Genomic DNA, 17806 nt, shown 5'->3' with positions numbered 1-17806 from the left:
GAATGGCCTTTAAAAAGATCTATGTTCATCAAGTAATCTTTCAAGAAAAGCAGAGAATGTAGCTGCGTATTCATCAATCATGTCATTCATTAGGTCATAACACATGACGGGAAATTCCCCATCTTTATCTTTTGCGGATAAATCGAAGAAATAAAGCTCATCTGCGTCTGGGACAAATAAGTCCAATCTATTTGGATATTTTCTGTACCAATCTTCATCAGCCAAGTTCAGACGATGAATATAGAGAATGTCGTTATCGCTGATATCTCTGTATTCAGGTTGACTGACGGTCAGAATGTTTCCTCCATTTAGTCGAGCATTGCCATAATTCATTAACCACCAGCAATAAGAGGGCGGTAATTGAAATCCTAGCTCTGCTTCTGCTTCGGCTATCCAGCTATCCTTTACATTGCATCCTGGATGCCACTTAATCAATATGGTATGAGCTAGCTTTTTTATTAAATTTTCATACATCAAAAAACCTCACTTTTTTCATAATGATATTCAAAGAGCGCCCTTGTAGTTAAGGTAGCTAGAATTCGTACATTCCTTCGATTGTCTGCATACTATACGTTTATCATATGTGAGAGGATTGAGATCAATGCATTACCCTTATTATCATAATTACCCCGTGTATAATTATGGCTATCACCCTGTTTATTGGGCTTATCCAACACAGCTAGAGCAGGGGACCAGAAGTAATATGCGGAGAGATTATGGACCAGAGCCTTTCGTTGTGGACATAGAGGACGTTACAAAGCAAAACAGAAATTACCGTACAGCATTATGGACAGGGTCAAACTTACAAGTAACTGTGATGAGCATCGATGTAGGTGATGATATTGGCTTAGAAGTGCATCCGCATGTCGATCAATTCATTTGTATTGAAGAGGGTAAGGGAATTGCCCAAATGGGACCGACTAAGGATTATTTAAACTTTCAAAGGAATGTTTCTGAGGATACGGCCATCATGGTACCCGCAGGGACATGGCATAATATTACGAATATAGGAAATGAACCATTAAAGCTCTACACGATTTATGCGCCACCCAATCATCCATCGGGGACTATTCATGTGACGAAGGCAGATGCAGAGGCTGAGGAAGCGGGCTATGGTCAAGAAAATTAAAAAATAAAAAGCGTGTTTTATTAAACATGCTTTTTTCTCGATATATGGTAGAATGTTTTTTAATTGCAGATAATGAAAGTCCTTAATTAATGAAAGAAGGTAATGAATGATGAAATATTCAAAAGCAACAAACTATGCGTTACATACAATGGTGTTTTTGACGAATACACCTAAAGGAAAATCAATGAATGTTGAGACACTAGCAGACATGCAGAAACTATCTCCAACCTATCTTTCGAAAATTTTAACAAAGCTTGTAAAGGCGGGGTTAATCGAATCGAATCCAGGGGTCAATGGAGGTTATCGCATTTCGAAGCGTCCTCAAGAAGTTTCCTTTTTAGATGTGATTTACGCAATCGAGGGACAAACCTCATTATTCAGCTGCTCCTCTGACCACGAGGATTCCTTTCATAACGAAGGTTGTCTCATTGAGCAAGTAATGGTGGATGCTGAGAACAATATGAAGGAAGAGCTAAGTAAGAAATTGATTATGGATATTGCTCATGAAATCGATAAAAAAATGAAGTAGTCGGATAGAAGGAAGAAATAGACGGATAAGAACTAGGGGTCTCTAGTTCTATTGTTATTTCAATTGCATAAGAGCCCCAAAGTATTGCTGTGCGGTTGTGAAACAAATAAATGCCAGTAGTTCACTGATTTCAGCCTCTGTTAAATATTCTTTTAAGACAGCGGTGACATAGTGTGCGGTATGACCTTTAGTCACTAAAAATGCCTCAGCAAAACCTGTACAAACGGCTGTTTTCTCATCGTAATGTTGAGGGTTAGGTATACCTTTCGCCTGACAATATTGACAACCGTTTTTTTGTGCTAATGTTTTTCGGACCTCTTCTTTTAAATGTGCAGATAAATGACCGTCCTTTTCGACCGTTTCCCCTAATTGTAACCAATGCGACTGTATTTCCTCATTGTAGCCTAGAAGTTGTTGAAATGGCGTTAAGCCCTTGTCATATAAATGAATGAGTGTCATTAATTTTCCCTCCTATAATTAGTGTAAAATATGAATGGTGTTGTTAACATACCAATTCGAAGGGAAATAATTTCTTTCTCCTTTAAAATGAAGGGAATTTTCTACAATGGATTTCATTAATGAAACAATACTAAAAGAATTGAAAAAAGATAGCCGAATTTCTATGAGTGAGTTAGGTAGAAGAGTACATTTATCGGCCCCTGCAGTTCGTGAAAGGGTACGACATTTAGAGGAACAGCAAGTTATAAGGAAATATACATTAGACATAAATTCAAAGGCGCTAGGCTTTCCCATTGAAGCTATAATAGAGGCAACGATTAAAAATAATCGCTATGCAGATTTTAAAGAACATATCCTTACATTTACAAACGTAGATTTTTGTTATCGAATATCAGGAGAAACTTGTTTTTTATTAAAGGCTCATTTTCAATCTTTTTCTGATGTAGAGCAATTTATTGATGATTTACAGCTATATGCACATACAAAAACCAATTTTATCTTTTCTGATATATGTGAGGACTTATAAAAAAGGGGATCTTTATGGAAATCAAATTATTTACGGGTGAAATAGATGCCTTAGTCCATTTACTAACCCAAAATAAATGGATTTACCACACCAATCAGCATGTTAAAGAAGAGAGCGTTCGAGCAGCGTTCGCAGAGGGATATTATGAGAATGATCGTGAAACATATTGGATACTGGAAAATGGAGATAGAGTAGGAATTATCTTTATTCATGATATCAGTGACACCATCCCACTGTTTGATATCCGCTTACATGCAAATTGTAGGGGGAAAGGATATGGCGTAATGGCACTTCGGTGGTTACAAGAGTATCTATTTGAGGTAAAGGGTAAGATTCGTATTGAAGGCTATACAAGAGTTGATAATATAGGGATGCGGAAATGTTTTAGCAAAGCTGGTTTTGTGAAGGAAGGCTATTTACGAAATGCCTGGGAAAATGAAGACGGCACAGTGACCGATAGTATTGTCTATGGTGCTATTAAAGAAGATTGGGTTCTAGGAAATCCAACGCCTATTAACATAGATGACGTTCCATTTTAAGGAGACAAGCCTGAAGAAAAACGTATTAAATGCTTTAAGACAATCTTGGTCGGCTCAATCAAGCTCTAAATGGAGCGTTGAAAATCCTGCAAAAGGACAATGTGGTGTTACTTCTCTAGTGGTGCAAGAAATACTTGGCGGAGAAATTAGGAAAACATGTTTGGATGAAGGCTGGCACTTTTATAATGTAATAAATGGAGAGAGAATAGATTTTACGGAAGAGCAGTTTTCATCTGAAATTGATTATCAAGACATTGATTCGAATAGGGCAGAGGCTTATGAGGATACAAATAATGCTCAATATAGCTGTTTAAAAGCACAAGTTAATAGACATTTAGCAAGAGCAGGGGGATAGATTCCTCTGCTTTTTTTAATTAGTAAAACAAAGGTGTTGACGTTTAGGAAAGAGGCGTGTTATTATTATCTCGAATTCAAGATAATTAAATTCAAGATAAACGAATTCAAACCTTTAGCTTTCGTAAGGAGGTACAATAATGGGTTTTTGGAATAAATTATTTTCTTCAAAAAAAGAGGAGGAACAAGTAATGGCAGAATTAAATATCGGTATTATTATTGGATCAACACGTGAGGGACGTGTAGGTCCTCAGGTAGCACAATGGGTAAAGGAAATTGCAGATCAACGAGGAGATGCAAACTATACAGTGATTGATATCGCTGATTATAAATTGCCATTATTAGGAGAGCCTGGGCAAGATGCTTCAGGTGCACAGGCCTGGTCAGAAGTTATTGCTAAACAAGATGGATTTGTGTTCATCGTACAAGAATACAATCACTCTATTACAGGTGCTCTAAAAAATGCACTAGATTATTTACGTGTTGAGTGGAATAACAAAGCAGCAGGCATCGTTTCATATGGTTCTGTAGGTGGTGCTCGTGCAGCAGAACATTTACGTGGCATCATGGGTGAGCTTTTAATCGCAGATGTACGTGTTCACCCGGCATTATCATTATTCACAGATTTTGAAAATGGTTCAGACTTTAAACCACAGGCTGTACAAACTGATTCAGTCAATCAAATGTTAGATCAAGTAATCCCATGGTCAAAAGCTTTATACACTATTCGTTAAGCCTACGCGTTTGAGATAGGACGAAATTGGATAAAGTGTGGGAGAGAAAAATTAGTCAGGAAAGGGCATGTTACCATGAAAAAACATACAGCAGGTATTCACCATATCACAGCTATTGTAGGCCACCCACAAGAGAATATTGATTTTTATGCAGGTGTATTAGGCTTGCGTTTAGTGAAACAAACAGTAAACTTCGATGATCCCGGCACATATCATTTATATTTCGGTGATGCAGGTGGGAAACCTGGAACAATCATTACATTCTTCCCTTGGGCCCATGCATATCAAGGGCGTATTGGTGACGGTCAAGTTGGTGTCACAACGTATGTTGTACCTGAGGGGGCACTACCATTTTGGATTAATCGTTTAGCAAAATTTTCGATTCCTTTCCAAAAAGCTGAACGCTTTGGTGAGCAAGTCATTCAGTTCGATGACCCGCACGGTCTGCATATCGAACTCGTTGCCCGTGCTGCAGGCGAATTAAATAACTGGACATTTGGAGAAGTAACGTCAGAGGTTGCCATTAAAGGATTTGGTGGAGCTACTTTATATTCTAGCCACCCTGAAGAGACTGCAAAAGTTTTAACAGAGGTAATGGGTCTTGAAAGAGTAGCGACAGAGGGTGACTATACTCGTTTTAAAGCTAATGCGGAGATTGGCAACACAGTTGATTTAAAAGTGGTTGTAGGACAACGTGGACAAATGGGTGTAGGGACGGTTCACCATATTGCGTGGAGAGCTCAAGATAATACGGATCATTTAGAATGGCAAGAGTATGTTATGAATCATGGTCAACATGTAACGGAAGTCAAAGATCGTAATTACTTTAATGCGATTTATTTCCGTGAACCTGGTGAAATTTTATTTGAAATTGCTACGGATCCTCCGGGATTTGCTCATGACGAAACAATGGAGACGATGGGAAGCCAATTAATGTTACCATCTCAATATGAGCAACAACGAGAGCAATTAGAAAGCACACTAATTCCGATTAAAGTACGAGAGCTTGACTAAGAGGGGTGAGTCGCTTGATTCCGATTGATCCTACAAAAAATTCAGAACGTGAAAACTATAAATTATTGATTGGAAGTATTATTCCAAGACCAATTGCTTTTGTGACAACAAAATCAGAGCAAGGTGTCATCAATGGCGCACCATTTAGTTATTTTAATATCGTGTCATCAAATCCGCCAATGATTTCTTTAGCGATTCAAAGACCTAATGGACATTTAAAAGATACAGCTAGACATATCCATTATCAGGAGCAATTTGTTGTGCATATTGTCGATGAGGATAATGTTGAACCGGTGAATGAAACAGCGGCTTCTTTACCTGTTACAGAAAGCGAAATTGATAGAGCGCAATTTACACTAATAGAGAGTCAACAAATTGCAGTTCCGGGAGTTCAAGAGGCAAAGGTGCGTATGGAGTGTCGATTAGTGCAGACAATTCCATTGATGAATGGTGCGGAGCAGACAGGCGATTTATTCATTGGTGAAGTCGTACAATATCATATAGATGAAACCATTTATAATGAAGGGCGAATTGATCCAAGAAAACTAAAAGCAATTAGCAGACTAGCTGGCTCAAATTATGCAAAAATTGGTGATATATTTGCGTTAGAACGTCCTGTTTAAAAATAAAATGCGAAAATGTTGATTTAACAGCATTTTCGCATTTTTTTTGGTTTCAAACTTATATTAAAATTCTCTCTATATTCATTAAATCTTCGTTTGTTAATAGGATATCAGTTGCTTTCACATTGTTAGCCACTTGTTTTTTATGTTTCCCACCTGGGATAACGGCATCAACGCCATCTTGAGCTAATAACCAGGCAAGCGCTAGATTTGGTAATGTCGTTTGCTTTTCCTCTGCAAGTCCCTTTAATGCTTCTATTTTTACTAATGTATGTTCAAATAATTCGCCTTGGAATAAAGGGTTCGAAATTCGCCAGTCTCCAGTCCCCAACTTAAAGTCCTTTGTATACTTGCCACCAAGTAGACCATATGCAAGTGGACCGTATGGAATAAATGAAATTTCATTTTTTATACAGTATGGCAATAAATCCTGTTCTCCTGAACGATTTAACATATTGTAAGGAGATTGTAGGACAGAAATATCATTATGCACATTTGCCTCTATAAGCTGCTCTAATGTTACGTTTGAAATGCCTATTGCTCGGATCTTTCCTTCTTCCTTTAATCGTGACAATTCACCAATTGACTCCGCAAGAGGAGTTTCATTATCAGGGAAGTGTAGATAGTAAAGATCTACATAATCCATTTGTAGCCGTTTCAAGCTATTTTCGAATGCACCACGTAGATATTGCGGATGATTATCTGTTTTTACTGAACCGTCCTCAAGCCAATGTCTGCCGCCCTTTGTTGCTAAAGCGAAATCTTCCCTTGAGTATTTTTTTAATACTTCTCCAACAAGTTCTTCTGAACGGCCTTTTCCATAAATGTCTGCTGTATCAATAAAAGTTATCCCTAAATCAAGTGCAGCTGAGACTAGTTCCTTCCCATCTTGTTCATTTAAGTTTTCAAATAAATTATGTCCACCCACAGCATTCGTCCCAAGACCAATTTCGGAAATCTTGATAGTTGTTTTTTTAAAAGTATGAAATTTCATATTCCTACCTCCTCGTTATTCTGTAATCAGAATAGAGTAAAAAGGATGTTTTACCAACATCGTTCTAGTTTCATATATAGAAACAATTTCATTTTAATTGCCAATGACCTTAACATTATGCTAAATGATAATGAATTTCTTCCGTCAATTGCTGACTTGCCACTTCTAACTTTTTGACAAATGACCGAATGGCAGTTTTTTTTATTTGATTCGTCGAACCATACAAAGCAATGGAACCGATTACTTCCCCACTCACATAAATCGGAACGGCAATACAACATTTACCTTCATTCGTTTCTTCATTATCAACAGCATATCCTTGAGCTTTAATAACCTGTAAATGAGGAATCAATAGACCATAATCATAGAAGGTTTTTGCTGTAAAGGTATTGAGTTCAATACTATTTAATAGTTCACGTTGTTTTGTAGGGGACAGATGAGCTAACACTACTTTTCCTAGCGCGCTTGAATGCATAGGTGTCCGAGTATTGATGGCATGAAAAGCAGGCTGTTCAAAAGGCTCTCTAATTACATTTTTTATTACCATCTCATAATTTTCTAAAATACCAATATAAGTAGTTATTTCTTCTTGGCGGGCTAATTGGTAGGGCGCTACGAGAGACGCCCATTGAATATCTTTATGCCAATATAAGTGCTCATCCCTGAAAATATGCGGATTTAATTGATAGTACTTATTATATTTAAGAACATAATTCATTTTTTCTAGCGTATAAAGCATGCGAAAAACCGATGTCTTATTCATTGATAATTCTTCCATAATTTCAGTTAATGTAAGAGAATGCTTTTGACGTAATATATCTAAAATCAAAAGGCCTTTTTTTAATGTCGATACTTCATAGGAATCCATTTTGTCCTCTCCTAACTTCTAAAATAACTTAACCTGTACCTGTGAAATATTCATAGCTCTTTATTGATATTATAAAGACAATTTTTTATAACTTCTCAATTTTTATTTTAATAATAAACAGCCTCAAATTTGTAAAATGGTGGACAATTAAAAAAATGTCAGTGTTTTTTTGTCTTAAGTGCTTGATTCTCCTCTTACTGGAGGTAATACACTTTGATTTGAATCAGCAAGTTCAAAAAAACAAGGAGGTTTTTATTATGAGGTCTATTGAATTGTTTTATGTCATTTTTAATATTGTTTTACTAGGTTGGTTAGTTTGTGGTAGAAATAAGTCACGGCGAGGAATGCTGATAGCAGGTAGTATGTCTATTCTATTTCTACTTGTCCATGGGATCATCGAAGGAATGCGGTGGCAAATGATGCCGACTTATTTGATGACATTATTTTTCCTCGCTGTTGTTGTGATAAGGCACTTTTTTAACCCGAAAATTCAAAAAGAACAACGATCAAGTATGCGCCGATTACGCGTTGTTCTGAATTCAACATTAACTGTACTTTATTCTGCTATAGCAGTTAGTCTGCCTATTGCTCTTCCGGTATTTACCTTTGAAAAACCAGCGGGTCCGTACAAAATTGGAACGATCACCTACGATTGGAAGGATACTCAGAGAGAAGAGACTCTCACACCAGAGCCTGGCGACAAACGAGAATTAATGGTACAGATCTGGTATCCTGCTAATACAAATGCTAAAGGTAATACAGCTCCTTATATTTCCGATGGGGCTGTTTTTGCAGAGGGGTATAGTAAAATTCTAAATTTACCGAAGTTTTTATTCACAAATTTTGGTTATGTCAAGACACATGCTATTGAGAACGCTGAGATTTCTAATCAGGAAACAACCTATCCGGTACTCCTTTTCTCTCATGGCTTTAGTGGGCATAAAAATCAGAACACTTTTCAAATTGAGCAACTAGTCAGTCAAGGCTACATCGTGGTAGGTATAGATCATACTTATAGTAGCACTACTTCCGTTTTTTCTGATGGTCGTATAGCAAATTACGTCCCACAAAAAACGGAATCAATCGCATATTTAGATAAAGCAAATGAGGGTTGGGTTGAAGATGCTAAATTTGTGCTGGATCAAGTAGAGCAGTTGGCGCAAAACGATCCTGAAAACCGCTTTACAGGTCGAATGGATATGGAGAATATAGGTATGTTTGGCCATTCCTTTGGTGGGGCAACGAGCACCCAAATGCTAATGACAGATTCAAGAATAAAAGCAGCTCTTAATATGGACGGCGTTCTATATGGAAAACTCCGAGTTCCTGCAGATGGGCTGAAGAAGCCATTTATGATGATGAGTGCTGATGACTCAATCAGAGAAGCGAAGGAAACGGATGGTAAGGAGTTCATCGAGTTTGTAAACGAAACTCTACCACGGTATGAGTATGTAACTGTGGGTGGGAACTATTGGATGAAGATTAAAGATATGAAGCATATGGGTTTCTCTGATTTATATCTGTTTTCACCACTTTATGAACGGATGGAAGGGGTCGACATCCAAAAGGCTTACCGTTTGATTAACGACTATTCATTGGATTTCTTTAATCATTATTTAAAGCATCAGCCATTTAAACTATTAGAGCAAAATATTGGGGATTATCCAGAGTTTACGTTGCAGAAAGGTTGACTGCTAAAGAGAATAGTTGAGGGTGTTTAGCCCTCAACTATTCTCGTTCTGAGTTTTTCGTATGTTCAAGTCGCCATTCTAATCCTTGAAATAGTAATTGATTAGCTTTTGAGAGTTGGTAGTATTGTGGGCTTAGAATGGCACATAACGTTTCACATCGTTCGAGTCGTTTGGTTTTGGTTCTTTGAATATATTTTACAAAGTAATGGAAGTAATCTTCTTTATTGTCCAAATGCTCTGAGTTCGCATACAGCCTAGCAGTATCATCGACAATGGCCTGTACAATCGGACTGCTGGCATGCGATTTTTGTTTCAACGCCTTATTCAATCGATCATGGATGTTTTCGAGCTTTCTGACCAGTGTCGTAGCATTGTATTTTGGCTGATGAACAATATTCATGTACAGAAATTCAGTATTTTTCAGGTCTTTTATAAACTGCGGATCATTTATGAGCTCCTGCAACTCATGCCAAGCAGCGGTTTGTTTGGCGGAGCCTTTCACCTGATTAATAATGTATTTGTCAAAATAATAAAAAAACGAATCTTTCCACTCTTTTGGAATGCCATTTAAGAATTGTATTTCTTGCACTTTTTTATCGATAAATTGTTTTTTATTTTCAGCTTTAATTGTTCGTGCATTCACTAAATCATGAATACACTGCAATGAATCCCCATTATGTTCCTTTGCTTGACGCAAAATTGATATCATATCCATAAGCGTATTAACCTGTGTTTCCATCGACTCAATCTGCCAATCCAGTGTTCTAGTGACTGATATCTCCTCAGATATCATTTTGCTTATATCATCAATTCCAAAATCCAAATAACGCAGGTTTGTAATCATTTCAAGACGCCATATATCTTTCACCGTGTATAATCGATGTCCACCATCAGTATAACTTGTAGGTTTCAGCAACCCAATTTCATCATAGTAACGAACTGTTTTTATAGTAGAACCTATTATTTTAGCTGTTTCACCTATAGTATATTTTTCTTCCAAATGATTACACCTCCTGATTGGATCACTTTATAGTAATTTTAACATCATAGTTCATTTGATGATAAAAAAAGTCATTATTTAATTTTACGATAAACTTGCCATAAATGAATCCTTAAAACATTGAAAGCCATAAATTGAGGAATTGGACTTGCATAGCTGTGAAGTTTTTATCAACAAAGTCATCATAACTAAATTGTTATAATTATAAAACGCGAAAATACCGTCAAAGCATTTTCGCATTTTAAATTTTCATATTCAAACATTCCAAGAGCAGCAACCTTCATTTAGAAAATTATGCTCCTGCCAATTATGATTGCAACTGAACTCCTTATCATGATAAAGGCTAGTTCACATTCTCAGTAAGGTAGATTAAGGGTGAAGAGCGCGAGCCATTGCATCTAAATAGTTCTGACTTGCACGCTGACTTACCTCAGCTTCAGGTACAAAGACTTCAAAACAATGGAAGCAACCGGGATAGAGATGGAATTCAACGTCTACACCTGCTTGAGCAAGCTGTGTTACATAGTTAATGGTTTCATCCCGAAATAAATCAAGTTGTCCCACACACGTATACATTGGAGGAAGTCCCACTAAATTGTCTGCTCTCGAAGGTACAGCATAAGGAGAAAGCTCATTGTCATTCTTTTTCTCACCCAAGTACATATTCCAAGCTGTTATGTTATTTGTTCTATTCCATGTTGCAGGGTTTTCTGTAATCTCATAGCTTGAAGGTGTGGTATTGCGGTTATCAAGCATCGGATACAGTGGCATCTGGAATATAATCGCTGGCCCTCCTTTATCGCGAGCCATTAATGCTAGAGCTGCTGTTAGCCCTCCGCCTCCACTTGCACCGGCAATTGCCACTCTTTTACTATCAATGCCTAGCTTAGGAGCTTCAGTTGTCATCCATACTAACCCTGCATAACAATCATCAATCGCAGCTGGATAGGGATGCTCGGGGGCAAGTCGATAATCAACTGAGACGACAACGCAGTTAGCGGTCTGAACAAAGCGTTCACATAGAAGGTCATCCATAGCAGGGTGTCCCATCACAAAACCACCACCATGAATCCAAAGCATAGCAGGAAGTTTATCATGGTTCCGTTTAACGGGTTCATATATTTTAACTAGCATTTCACCGCCATCCCCTCTTAGAATCGTACGATTAGTTGTAACTACAAGCTCTGACTTCTCTAATGGTAATTGGTCTAAGAGACGACGACTCCACTCTAAATCTTCGTTTAGGCGAAAGCCTGGAAATTGCGAGTAAGCCTGCTTTAATTCGGGTAAGATTCGTTCATTGATTGTCATATAAATTCCCCCTTTAAAGTAACAAAATTTTAAATAAATGGATGTCCTGCTACAGCCATTTCTGCCTCCCATTTGGCAACTTCTTCACGCACACGAGGAGCCACTTCAGTTCCTAGAAGTTCTATAGCTTGCATGACTTGATCGTGTGGCATTGTACTTAAAGGTACGTATAACATAAATCGTGTGATCCCTACATGTTTACGAAGATGAATAATTTTCTGAGCAACTGTCTCTGAATCACCGACATATAATGCCCCTTCAAAACTACGTGCAGCATCATAGCTAGAACGATCATAATACGCCCAACCCCGTTCTTTGCCCAGTTTATTCATACCCGCCTGTGTAGATGGGAAAAATGTATCTGCTGCCCACTCGTTATTCGGACCAACGAACCCTATCGAATGGGAGCCTACCTGAAGCTTAGATAAATCATGACCTGCATGTGCAGCAGCTTTTTTATAAAGTTGTACGATTGGAGCAAACTGCATAGGACTGCCACCAATGATTGCTAGCATAAGTGGTAATCCTAAAAGACCTGCTCGAATGGCTGATTGTTGATTTCCTCCACTACCAACCCAAATAGGTAAGGACTTTTGAACAGGTCTTGGATACACACCTAAATTATTGATCGCCGGTCGATGCTTTCCTTCCCACACTACTTTTTCTTCCTCACGAATTTTAAGTAATAAATCTAAATGCTCTTCAAATAGTTCATCATAGTCATTTAAATCATAGCCAAATAACGGGAAAGATTCGATGAACGACCCACGACCTGCCATAATTTCCGCACGCCCATTGGAAAGTCCGTCTAAAGTAGAAAAATCTTGATAGACGCGAACCGGGTCAGCTGAAGATAGGACGGTCACAGCACTTGTAAGTCGTATTTTTTCCGTTTGTGAAGCAGCGGCGGACAATACCATTGCAGGGGAAGATGCAGCATAGTCTTCTCGATGATGCTCGCCAACGCCAAATACATCCAATCCTACTTGATCTGCAAGAATGATTTCTTCAACCACCTCACGCAAGCGTTGGGCATGACTCATCACTTCCCCACTATGAACATCTGGTTTTGTTTCTACAAAAGAGGTAATTCCTATTTCCATTTGTCATTCTCCTTGTCAAATTATTGTTTTGTATAGCGTAAAGTCGTTGCCCAAAAAAGAATTGCTATAGCACTAATTGAAGCTCCGAGGAAAGAGACCCCTTCCCAGCCAAAGTGTGCATATATTTGAGTAGAAGCAATGGAGCCACTTGCACTGCCGATGGAATAAAAAATCATATACCCGGCAGTAAGTCGACTTCGTGCCTCTGTACGTAATGGAAGAATTAGCGCCTGATTCGTAACATGTACGGCCTGTACAGCTAAATCTAGCAATACGATTCCTACAATTAACGCAAATAACGATTGCTCTAGATAGCTAATAAACAACCAGGAAATTAGTAATAGCGCTAATGCTATGCCTGTTGTTCTTTGTGCGAATCCTCGGTCAGCCAATTTCCCTGCTCGGGCCGCAGCCATTGCGCCGGCCACTCCAACAAGACCAAAAGCACCAATTACGCTATGTGAAAGGGCCAACGGTGGTGCACTAAGTGGAAGAACAAGTGATGTCCACAAAATACTGAAATCAGCAAAAATTAACATGGCTAGAACAGCACGGATACGTAAAGTTCGTTCTTGTTTTAATAGAGTGAACACAGATTTAATGAGCTGATGGTAGGGGAGTGATTTTACTTCGCGCTCCACTGTAGGTAACACCCTTACAAACAAACAGACCATGATGAGCATGAAGGCAGCAGAGACTAGATAGACAGTACGCCATCCTGCAAGGTCAGTTAATAGTCCTGCGAAGGTACGAGCAAGCAGTATGCCAATGACGATCCCACTTGTGACAATACCAACGACGCGTCCACGGTCAGCTGGGGAAGCGATGGTTGCTGCAAATGCTACAAGGGTTTGTGTCACAACTGCAAGTAAACCTACTAAAGCCATGCCTGTGAAAAGAACTATGCTATAAGAAGCAGTACCAACTATAACTAAAGCAATTGTGGATAATAGCATCTGTCCGATAATCAAACGTCGCTGATTAAGTAAGTCTCCAAGTGGCACTAGAAGTAATAGGCCTATCCCGTAAAAGATTTGCGTAATTGTGATGACAACACCAATAATCGACGGATCCATATTAAACGCAATAGACAGCTGATCAAGCAGCGGCTGTGCAAAATAAATATTGGCGACTGACATACCACAGGCTGCTGCGAATAAAAATGTGACAGGACGTGGCATGGACGACTGGAGATTCATCGCAGGTGCATCCCATGTCTGTCTAAGATCTTCGTCCATCTTATATCCTCCATTCGTTATGGGATTTTATTATAACATACCGTTCGGTACAATATAATTATTGGTAAATATATCTTAACGTTATGGAAAGTGTCAAGCGTTTATTTAGTGTTTATTTTTATGCTCCTACAATGAATAGTGTAAAATTGACAATGGACCCAGCTGATTATACAATTATTACATACTGTTTGGTATTTTAATTTTTATATAGTTTAAATGACGAATTCTACTACAGTGGAGGTGATTTTTATGGCAAGAACCCGTGAATTTGATGAAGGAAAAGTTTTAGAGGCTGCCATGCAGTTATTTTGGGAGAAGGGATATGAAGCTACTTCTCTAAGTGATCTTACTACAAGAATGGGCATTCAACGTCCAAGTATTTATTCAACCTTTGGGGATAAAAAAGAGCTATTCGAAGCAGCACTGCGTAGATATACGACATCTAGAGCAGCTGATATACGGGCTAGACTTCAAAGTCATGTTTCTGTAAAGCAGGCATTTGCTACCTTTTTTGAAGAAGTGATTCAAGCTGAGTATACGAAAGATCTTAGTAACGGTTGTTTTTGTATTAACACAATGGTTGAACTCGCTCCTCATGACGAAAGATTTGAGATTTTAACGAGGGAGCATCAACTTTATTTAGCAGTTATTTTTCAGGAGACCATTGAGCGAGGGATCCAAGCAGGTGAGCTTGAGGCTGACACAGATGCAAAATCACTTGCGCAGGCACTCATTGTATCGTTAATTGGATTAACCGTTATGATGAAATCACAGCCACAGCGTTCATTCGTTGATCATGCAATAGCCACGACTCTGACATTACTTAAATAAAATTTTAAACTAGTAAAGAATTAAATATGAATGTCCATAAAACCTATGTGGCAGCAATTTTGACAGAAATTGTACCATTCCCTGACTTAGATGTTCCAAACCCTACAGTAGCTGATTTTGCGAATATCGGAGGCTTAACGGCATTTGCCTTATATGAAGAACAATAATGGAAGATTTCATCCCCCTTTAGAGTCTCTAAAGGGGAAAAAATCACATTTCTATAAAGCCCTACATAAAATAAATTTATACTTCTTTACAAGCCCAAGCATCAATCTCGACCTTTATGGCAGGAGCAGCCAGTGCCACTACGTACAATAAGGTTGTACATGGAAGATGTTCTTGTAAAAAATCATTTATTATTTCTTTTCGCTGTTGAGCCTCCATATCGCCTACCAAGTAAAACACGAGCTTTGTAATATCTTAAATCTCCATATTGGCATGATCAAGATTTTTCCGAATATTATCTAGTGCTATCTTCAATTGGTCAACCGGATCCTCAGGGATTGAACCATCTATCTCCATGCCAATTTGCCCGGATAATGTTAACCATCTGTTTGGTCCTGTTACTTCGATCTGATGTACATAAGGGGCTACAGGTGAATGAATGTTTTCAGGATTTCTACTAATTTTCATTAAATCCATCTCCTTTTCTATTATTCATTTTCATCTCTCCATTAAAATAGCATAGAGTAATCATAGATAAAAGTAGTACAAATACCATTATAAATGAACTTACAAATTGGATATGTCGATTCAAAGGGTTATAATAGATTCATAAAATATAGGCTTATACGCTGATAAAGCATTCAAAATAGATAAAAGTATTAACTTTTTAATTTGACTAAACATACAATTCACTTCACGCCCTTAGGTTTTATACAGATACTTCTAAAGAAACATGAATTTCGTCTTAATTTGAAGGTGGATGGCTATACTCATTAAATAGAGGGAAATTTTTACATAAGAATGATGCGTATTGATGTAAATTAATGTTTACTACTGATGTTTAGTTATTAGTGCAACCTTAGGTGGCAAAGGCAGCGAGGCCGTTTTGTAGAAGGAGTGAATAAATGAATAATTTCTTTCGGAGTAATGGATTTAAACGTTTTATCATTCTAGTTGGAATTGCTGTTGCATTGTATTTAATGCGAAGTATGATCAACTTAATTTTGCTTACGTTTATTATTACCTATTTGATGAATCAGCTTACTACGAAGACAACAAAAAAAGTAAGAAAATACACACCGATGAATGAAAAGGCTGTTACTGTAACATTATATTTGTTACTGGTCGCTGGTATTGTTGCTGTCATTTACAAATACTTGCCCATTGTCACGCAGCAAGTCACACAGCTTTTTGATCTTATTGCTAGCTTTAACCTCGATCCAGATGACAATGAGATTGCGAGATATTTGGCTCCAACCTTTGAGAAGATTGAGCTTGGTAAGTATTTAGAACAGGGTGTGGATATAACTCTTAAAAATATTACGAATATTGGTAAAATCATTATGCAAATTTTGATTTCCCTTATATTGAGTTTGTTCATCTTGTTGGAAAAGAAACGCATCATTGAATTTACAGCAAAGTTTAAGGATAGTAAAATTGGACCTCTTTACGATGAACTGCATTATTTTTCAAGAATTTTCATCCGTTCATTCGGCAAAGTAATTGAAGCACAGTTCATTATTGCTGCTGTTAACTGTGTATTATCAGTAATTGCCCTTTCGATTATGGGCTTCCCACATCTAATAGCTCTTGGGATTATGCTGTTTATTCTTGGCTTAGTGCCAGTTGCAGGTGTTATTATTTCATTAATCCCACTCAGTATTATCGCCTATAGTATTGGTGGCTTAATGTACATTGTCTACATTTTAGTCATTGTTATGGTCTTACATGCGATTGAAGCGTATTTCTTAAATCCAAAGCTTATGTCAGCCAAGACAGATTTACCGATTTTCTACACATTTATGGTCATCCTGTTCTCAGAGCATTTCCTTGGTGTATGGGGATTAATCATTGGTATCCCATTGTTCATGTTCTTACTTGATATTCTAGGGGTTACTTCCTCAGAAGAAGCTAAACAGAAAATGGATGTCGTTGAGGAAAAAAATTAATGGAATAAAAATAGCTTTACAAAAGGGATCATCTTGTATGTAGAGATGATTCTTTTTTTATTTTCAGGCGTAGCTCATTTAAGATAAGTAGGGGGTGTTTTTAACAATGATGGTAAAGGGACAGAAGGTATATTTAAGAGAAATCTCTGTTAATGATAGCGAAAGTATTGAAAAATGCTTTCAAAATGAGGAAATCATGTATATGACAGGAACTCGTAACTTGCTAACAAAAGAACAAATTGAAGAGGCTATCTACCGCTTTAAAGAAGATTCTACTCGCTATGATTTTGCTATTTGTTTCGTAGATAATGATCAAGTAATTGGTGACTTAGCTATTATGGAAGTGGATTTAGATAATAAGAAGGCAATGTTTCGTATAGCCCTGCATGGATTAGAGGATTGTGGCAGAGGACTTGGATCAGAAGCAGTTCAACTTGCTCAAAAATTTACATTTGAGGAATTACATCTGAATCGTTTGGAATTACAAGTTTACTCTCATAATATGAGAGGGATTAAATCCTATGAAAAGGTTGGCTTCAAAAAAGAAGGTGTGTTGAGGCAGGCATTATTTATGAACAATATTTTCTCAGACGAAATCATTATGAGTATTCTTCTGGAAGAGTATATGAAAAAAATGCAATAGAAATTGAGCTAGCGCAGAGTGTATTTGTGCTGGCTTTAATTTTACTAAAAAGAAAAAAGTTATTCATGGGCGGTCATTATGACAGATACTGAATAAATAGTGAAAG

20 protein-coding genes and 1 pseudogene are annotated in these 17806 nt (G+C 37.6%); 12 read left to right on the top strand and 9 right to left on the bottom strand.

Annotated elements, in window-relative coordinates:
- Positions 1–9 precede the first annotated feature (9 nt).
- On the bottom strand, positions 10–474 hold the full coding sequence (locus tag AC07YC_RS14125) for an SMI1/KNR4 family protein (protein ID WP_336635676.1): 465 nt from the start codon (positions 472–474) through the stop codon (positions 10–12).
- A gap of 127 nt (positions 475–601) precedes the next feature.
- Between AC07YC_RS14125 and AC07YC_RS14120 the strand changes: the two genes are divergently transcribed.
- Together AC07YC_RS14120 and AC07YC_RS14115 are read left to right on the top strand one after the other, a co-directional pair.
- A complete protein-coding gene (locus AC07YC_RS14120) occupies positions 602–1129 on the top strand; it encodes a cupin domain-containing protein (RefSeq protein ID WP_336635675.1) in 528 nt (175 codons plus the stop codon).
- Positions 1130–1235: 106 nt separating this feature from the next.
- Positions 1236–1658 (top strand): Rrf2 family transcriptional regulator, encoded by a 423-nt coding sequence (locus AC07YC_RS14115; protein WP_336635674.1) that lies wholly within the window; start codon positions 1236–1238, stop codon positions 1656–1658.
- A 54-nt stretch (positions 1659–1712) separates the two neighbouring features.
- On the opposite strand, the gene AC07YC_RS14110 is transcribed toward AC07YC_RS14115, so the two are convergent.
- Positions 1713–2117, bottom strand: a complete 405-nt coding sequence (locus AC07YC_RS14110; RefSeq protein ID WP_494919698.1) for a carboxymuconolactone decarboxylase family protein — start codon at positions 2115–2117, stop codon at positions 1713–1715.
- Between the two features lie 106 nt (positions 2118–2223).
- On the opposite strand from AC07YC_RS14110, the gene AC07YC_RS14105 reads away from it, so the two are divergent.
- From AC07YC_RS14105 to AC07YC_RS14080, 6 genes are all read left to right on the top strand, one after another.
- On the top strand, positions 2224–2643 hold the full coding sequence (locus AC07YC_RS14105) for an Lrp/AsnC family transcriptional regulator (protein WP_336635672.1): 420 nt from the start codon (positions 2224–2226) through the stop codon (positions 2641–2643).
- 14 nt (positions 2644–2657) lie between these two features.
- A complete protein-coding gene (locus AC07YC_RS14100; protein WP_336635671.1) occupies positions 2658–3182 on the top strand; it encodes a GNAT family N-acetyltransferase in 525 nt (174 codons plus the stop codon).
- Complete coding sequence (locus AC07YC_RS14095) at positions 3166–3537, top strand: YunG family protein (RefSeq protein WP_336635670.1); 372 nt, start codon at positions 3166–3168, stop codon at positions 3535–3537. The genes AC07YC_RS14100 and AC07YC_RS14095 overlap by 17 nt, the downstream gene beginning before the upstream one ends.
- Positions 3538–3676: 139 nt before the next feature.
- Entirely contained in the window at positions 3677–4270 is a 594-nt protein-coding gene (locus AC07YC_RS14090) for an NADPH-dependent FMN reductase (protein WP_336635669.1), read from the top strand.
- Between the two features lie 75 nt (positions 4271–4345).
- A complete protein-coding gene (locus AC07YC_RS14085) occupies positions 4346–5284 on the top strand; it encodes a ring-cleaving dioxygenase (protein ID WP_494919697.1) in 939 nt (312 codons plus the stop codon).
- Between the two features lie 14 nt (positions 5285–5298).
- On the top strand, positions 5299–5907 hold the full coding sequence (locus AC07YC_RS14080; protein WP_336635667.1) for a flavin reductase family protein: 609 nt from the start codon (positions 5299–5301) through the stop codon (positions 5905–5907).
- Positions 5908–5965: 58 nt separating this feature from the next.
- Here AC07YC_RS14080 and AC07YC_RS14075 read toward each other — a convergent pair whose 3' ends face one another.
- Both AC07YC_RS14075 and AC07YC_RS14070 read right to left on the bottom strand, forming a co-directional pair.
- On the bottom strand, positions 5966–6901 hold the full coding sequence (locus AC07YC_RS14075) for an aldo/keto reductase (RefSeq protein WP_336635666.1): 936 nt from the start codon (positions 6899–6901) through the stop codon (positions 5966–5968).
- 115 nt (positions 6902–7016) lie between these two features.
- On the bottom strand, positions 7017–7769 hold the full coding sequence (locus tag AC07YC_RS14070) for an IclR family transcriptional regulator (RefSeq protein ID WP_494919696.1): 753 nt from the start codon (positions 7767–7769) through the stop codon (positions 7017–7019).
- A 257-nt stretch (positions 7770–8026) separates the two neighbouring features.
- Here AC07YC_RS14070 and AC07YC_RS14065 point away from each other — a divergent pair, with 257 nt between their 5' ends.
- Positions 8027–9460: an alpha/beta hydrolase family protein gene (locus tag AC07YC_RS14065; RefSeq protein WP_336635664.1), complete on the top strand. Its 1434-nt coding sequence runs from the start codon at positions 8027–8029 to the stop codon at positions 9458–9460.
- Positions 9461–9497: 37 nt separating this feature from the next.
- Here the strand turns inward: AC07YC_RS14065 and AC07YC_RS14060 are convergent, their stop codons facing one another.
- From AC07YC_RS14060 to AC07YC_RS14045, 4 genes are all read right to left on the bottom strand, one after another.
- Complete coding sequence (locus AC07YC_RS14060) at positions 9498–10460, bottom strand: MerR family transcriptional regulator (protein ID WP_494919695.1); 963 nt, start codon at positions 10458–10460, stop codon at positions 9498–9500.
- 369 nt (positions 10461–10829) lie between these two features.
- A complete protein-coding gene (locus AC07YC_RS14055) occupies positions 10830–11771 on the bottom strand; it encodes an alpha/beta hydrolase (RefSeq protein WP_494919694.1) in 942 nt (313 codons plus the stop codon).
- A 29-nt stretch (positions 11772–11800) separates the two neighbouring features.
- On the bottom strand, positions 11801–12874 hold the full coding sequence (locus AC07YC_RS14050) for an LLM class flavin-dependent oxidoreductase (RefSeq protein WP_494919693.1): 1074 nt from the start codon (positions 12872–12874) through the stop codon (positions 11801–11803).
- 20 nt (positions 12875–12894) lie between these two features.
- Complete coding sequence (locus tag AC07YC_RS14045; protein ID WP_494919692.1) at positions 12895–14112, bottom strand: MFS transporter; 1218 nt, start codon at positions 14110–14112, stop codon at positions 12895–12897.
- 249 nt (positions 14113–14361) lie between these two features.
- Here AC07YC_RS14045 and AC07YC_RS14040 point away from each other — a divergent pair, with 249 nt between their 5' ends.
- Complete coding sequence (locus AC07YC_RS14040) at positions 14362–14943, top strand: TetR/AcrR family transcriptional regulator (RefSeq protein ID WP_494919691.1); 582 nt, start codon at positions 14362–14364, stop codon at positions 14941–14943.
- A gap of 243 nt (positions 14944–15186) precedes the next feature.
- Here the strand turns inward: AC07YC_RS14040 and AC07YC_RS14035 are convergent.
- Positions 15187–15576 (bottom strand): annotated as a pseudogene (locus AC07YC_RS14035) (RidA family protein).
- A 437-nt stretch (positions 15577–16013) separates the two neighbouring features.
- Here AC07YC_RS14035 and AC07YC_RS14030 point away from each other — a divergent pair.
- A complete protein-coding gene (locus AC07YC_RS14030; protein ID WP_494919690.1) occupies positions 16014–17057 on the top strand; it encodes an AI-2E family transporter in 1044 nt (347 codons plus the stop codon).
- Positions 17058–17166: 109 nt separating this feature from the next.
- Positions 17167–17700 (top strand): GNAT family N-acetyltransferase, encoded by a 534-nt coding sequence (locus AC07YC_RS14025; RefSeq protein ID WP_419719854.1) that lies wholly within the window; start codon positions 17167–17169, stop codon positions 17698–17700.
- Positions 17701–17806: the final 106 nt, after the last annotated feature.

The organism is Lysinibacillus sp. GW247-5R2A, assembly GCF_059424475.1.
Note: the sequence above shows the minus strand (reverse complement) of the source record. Positions and strands in the feature narration are given on the sequence as shown.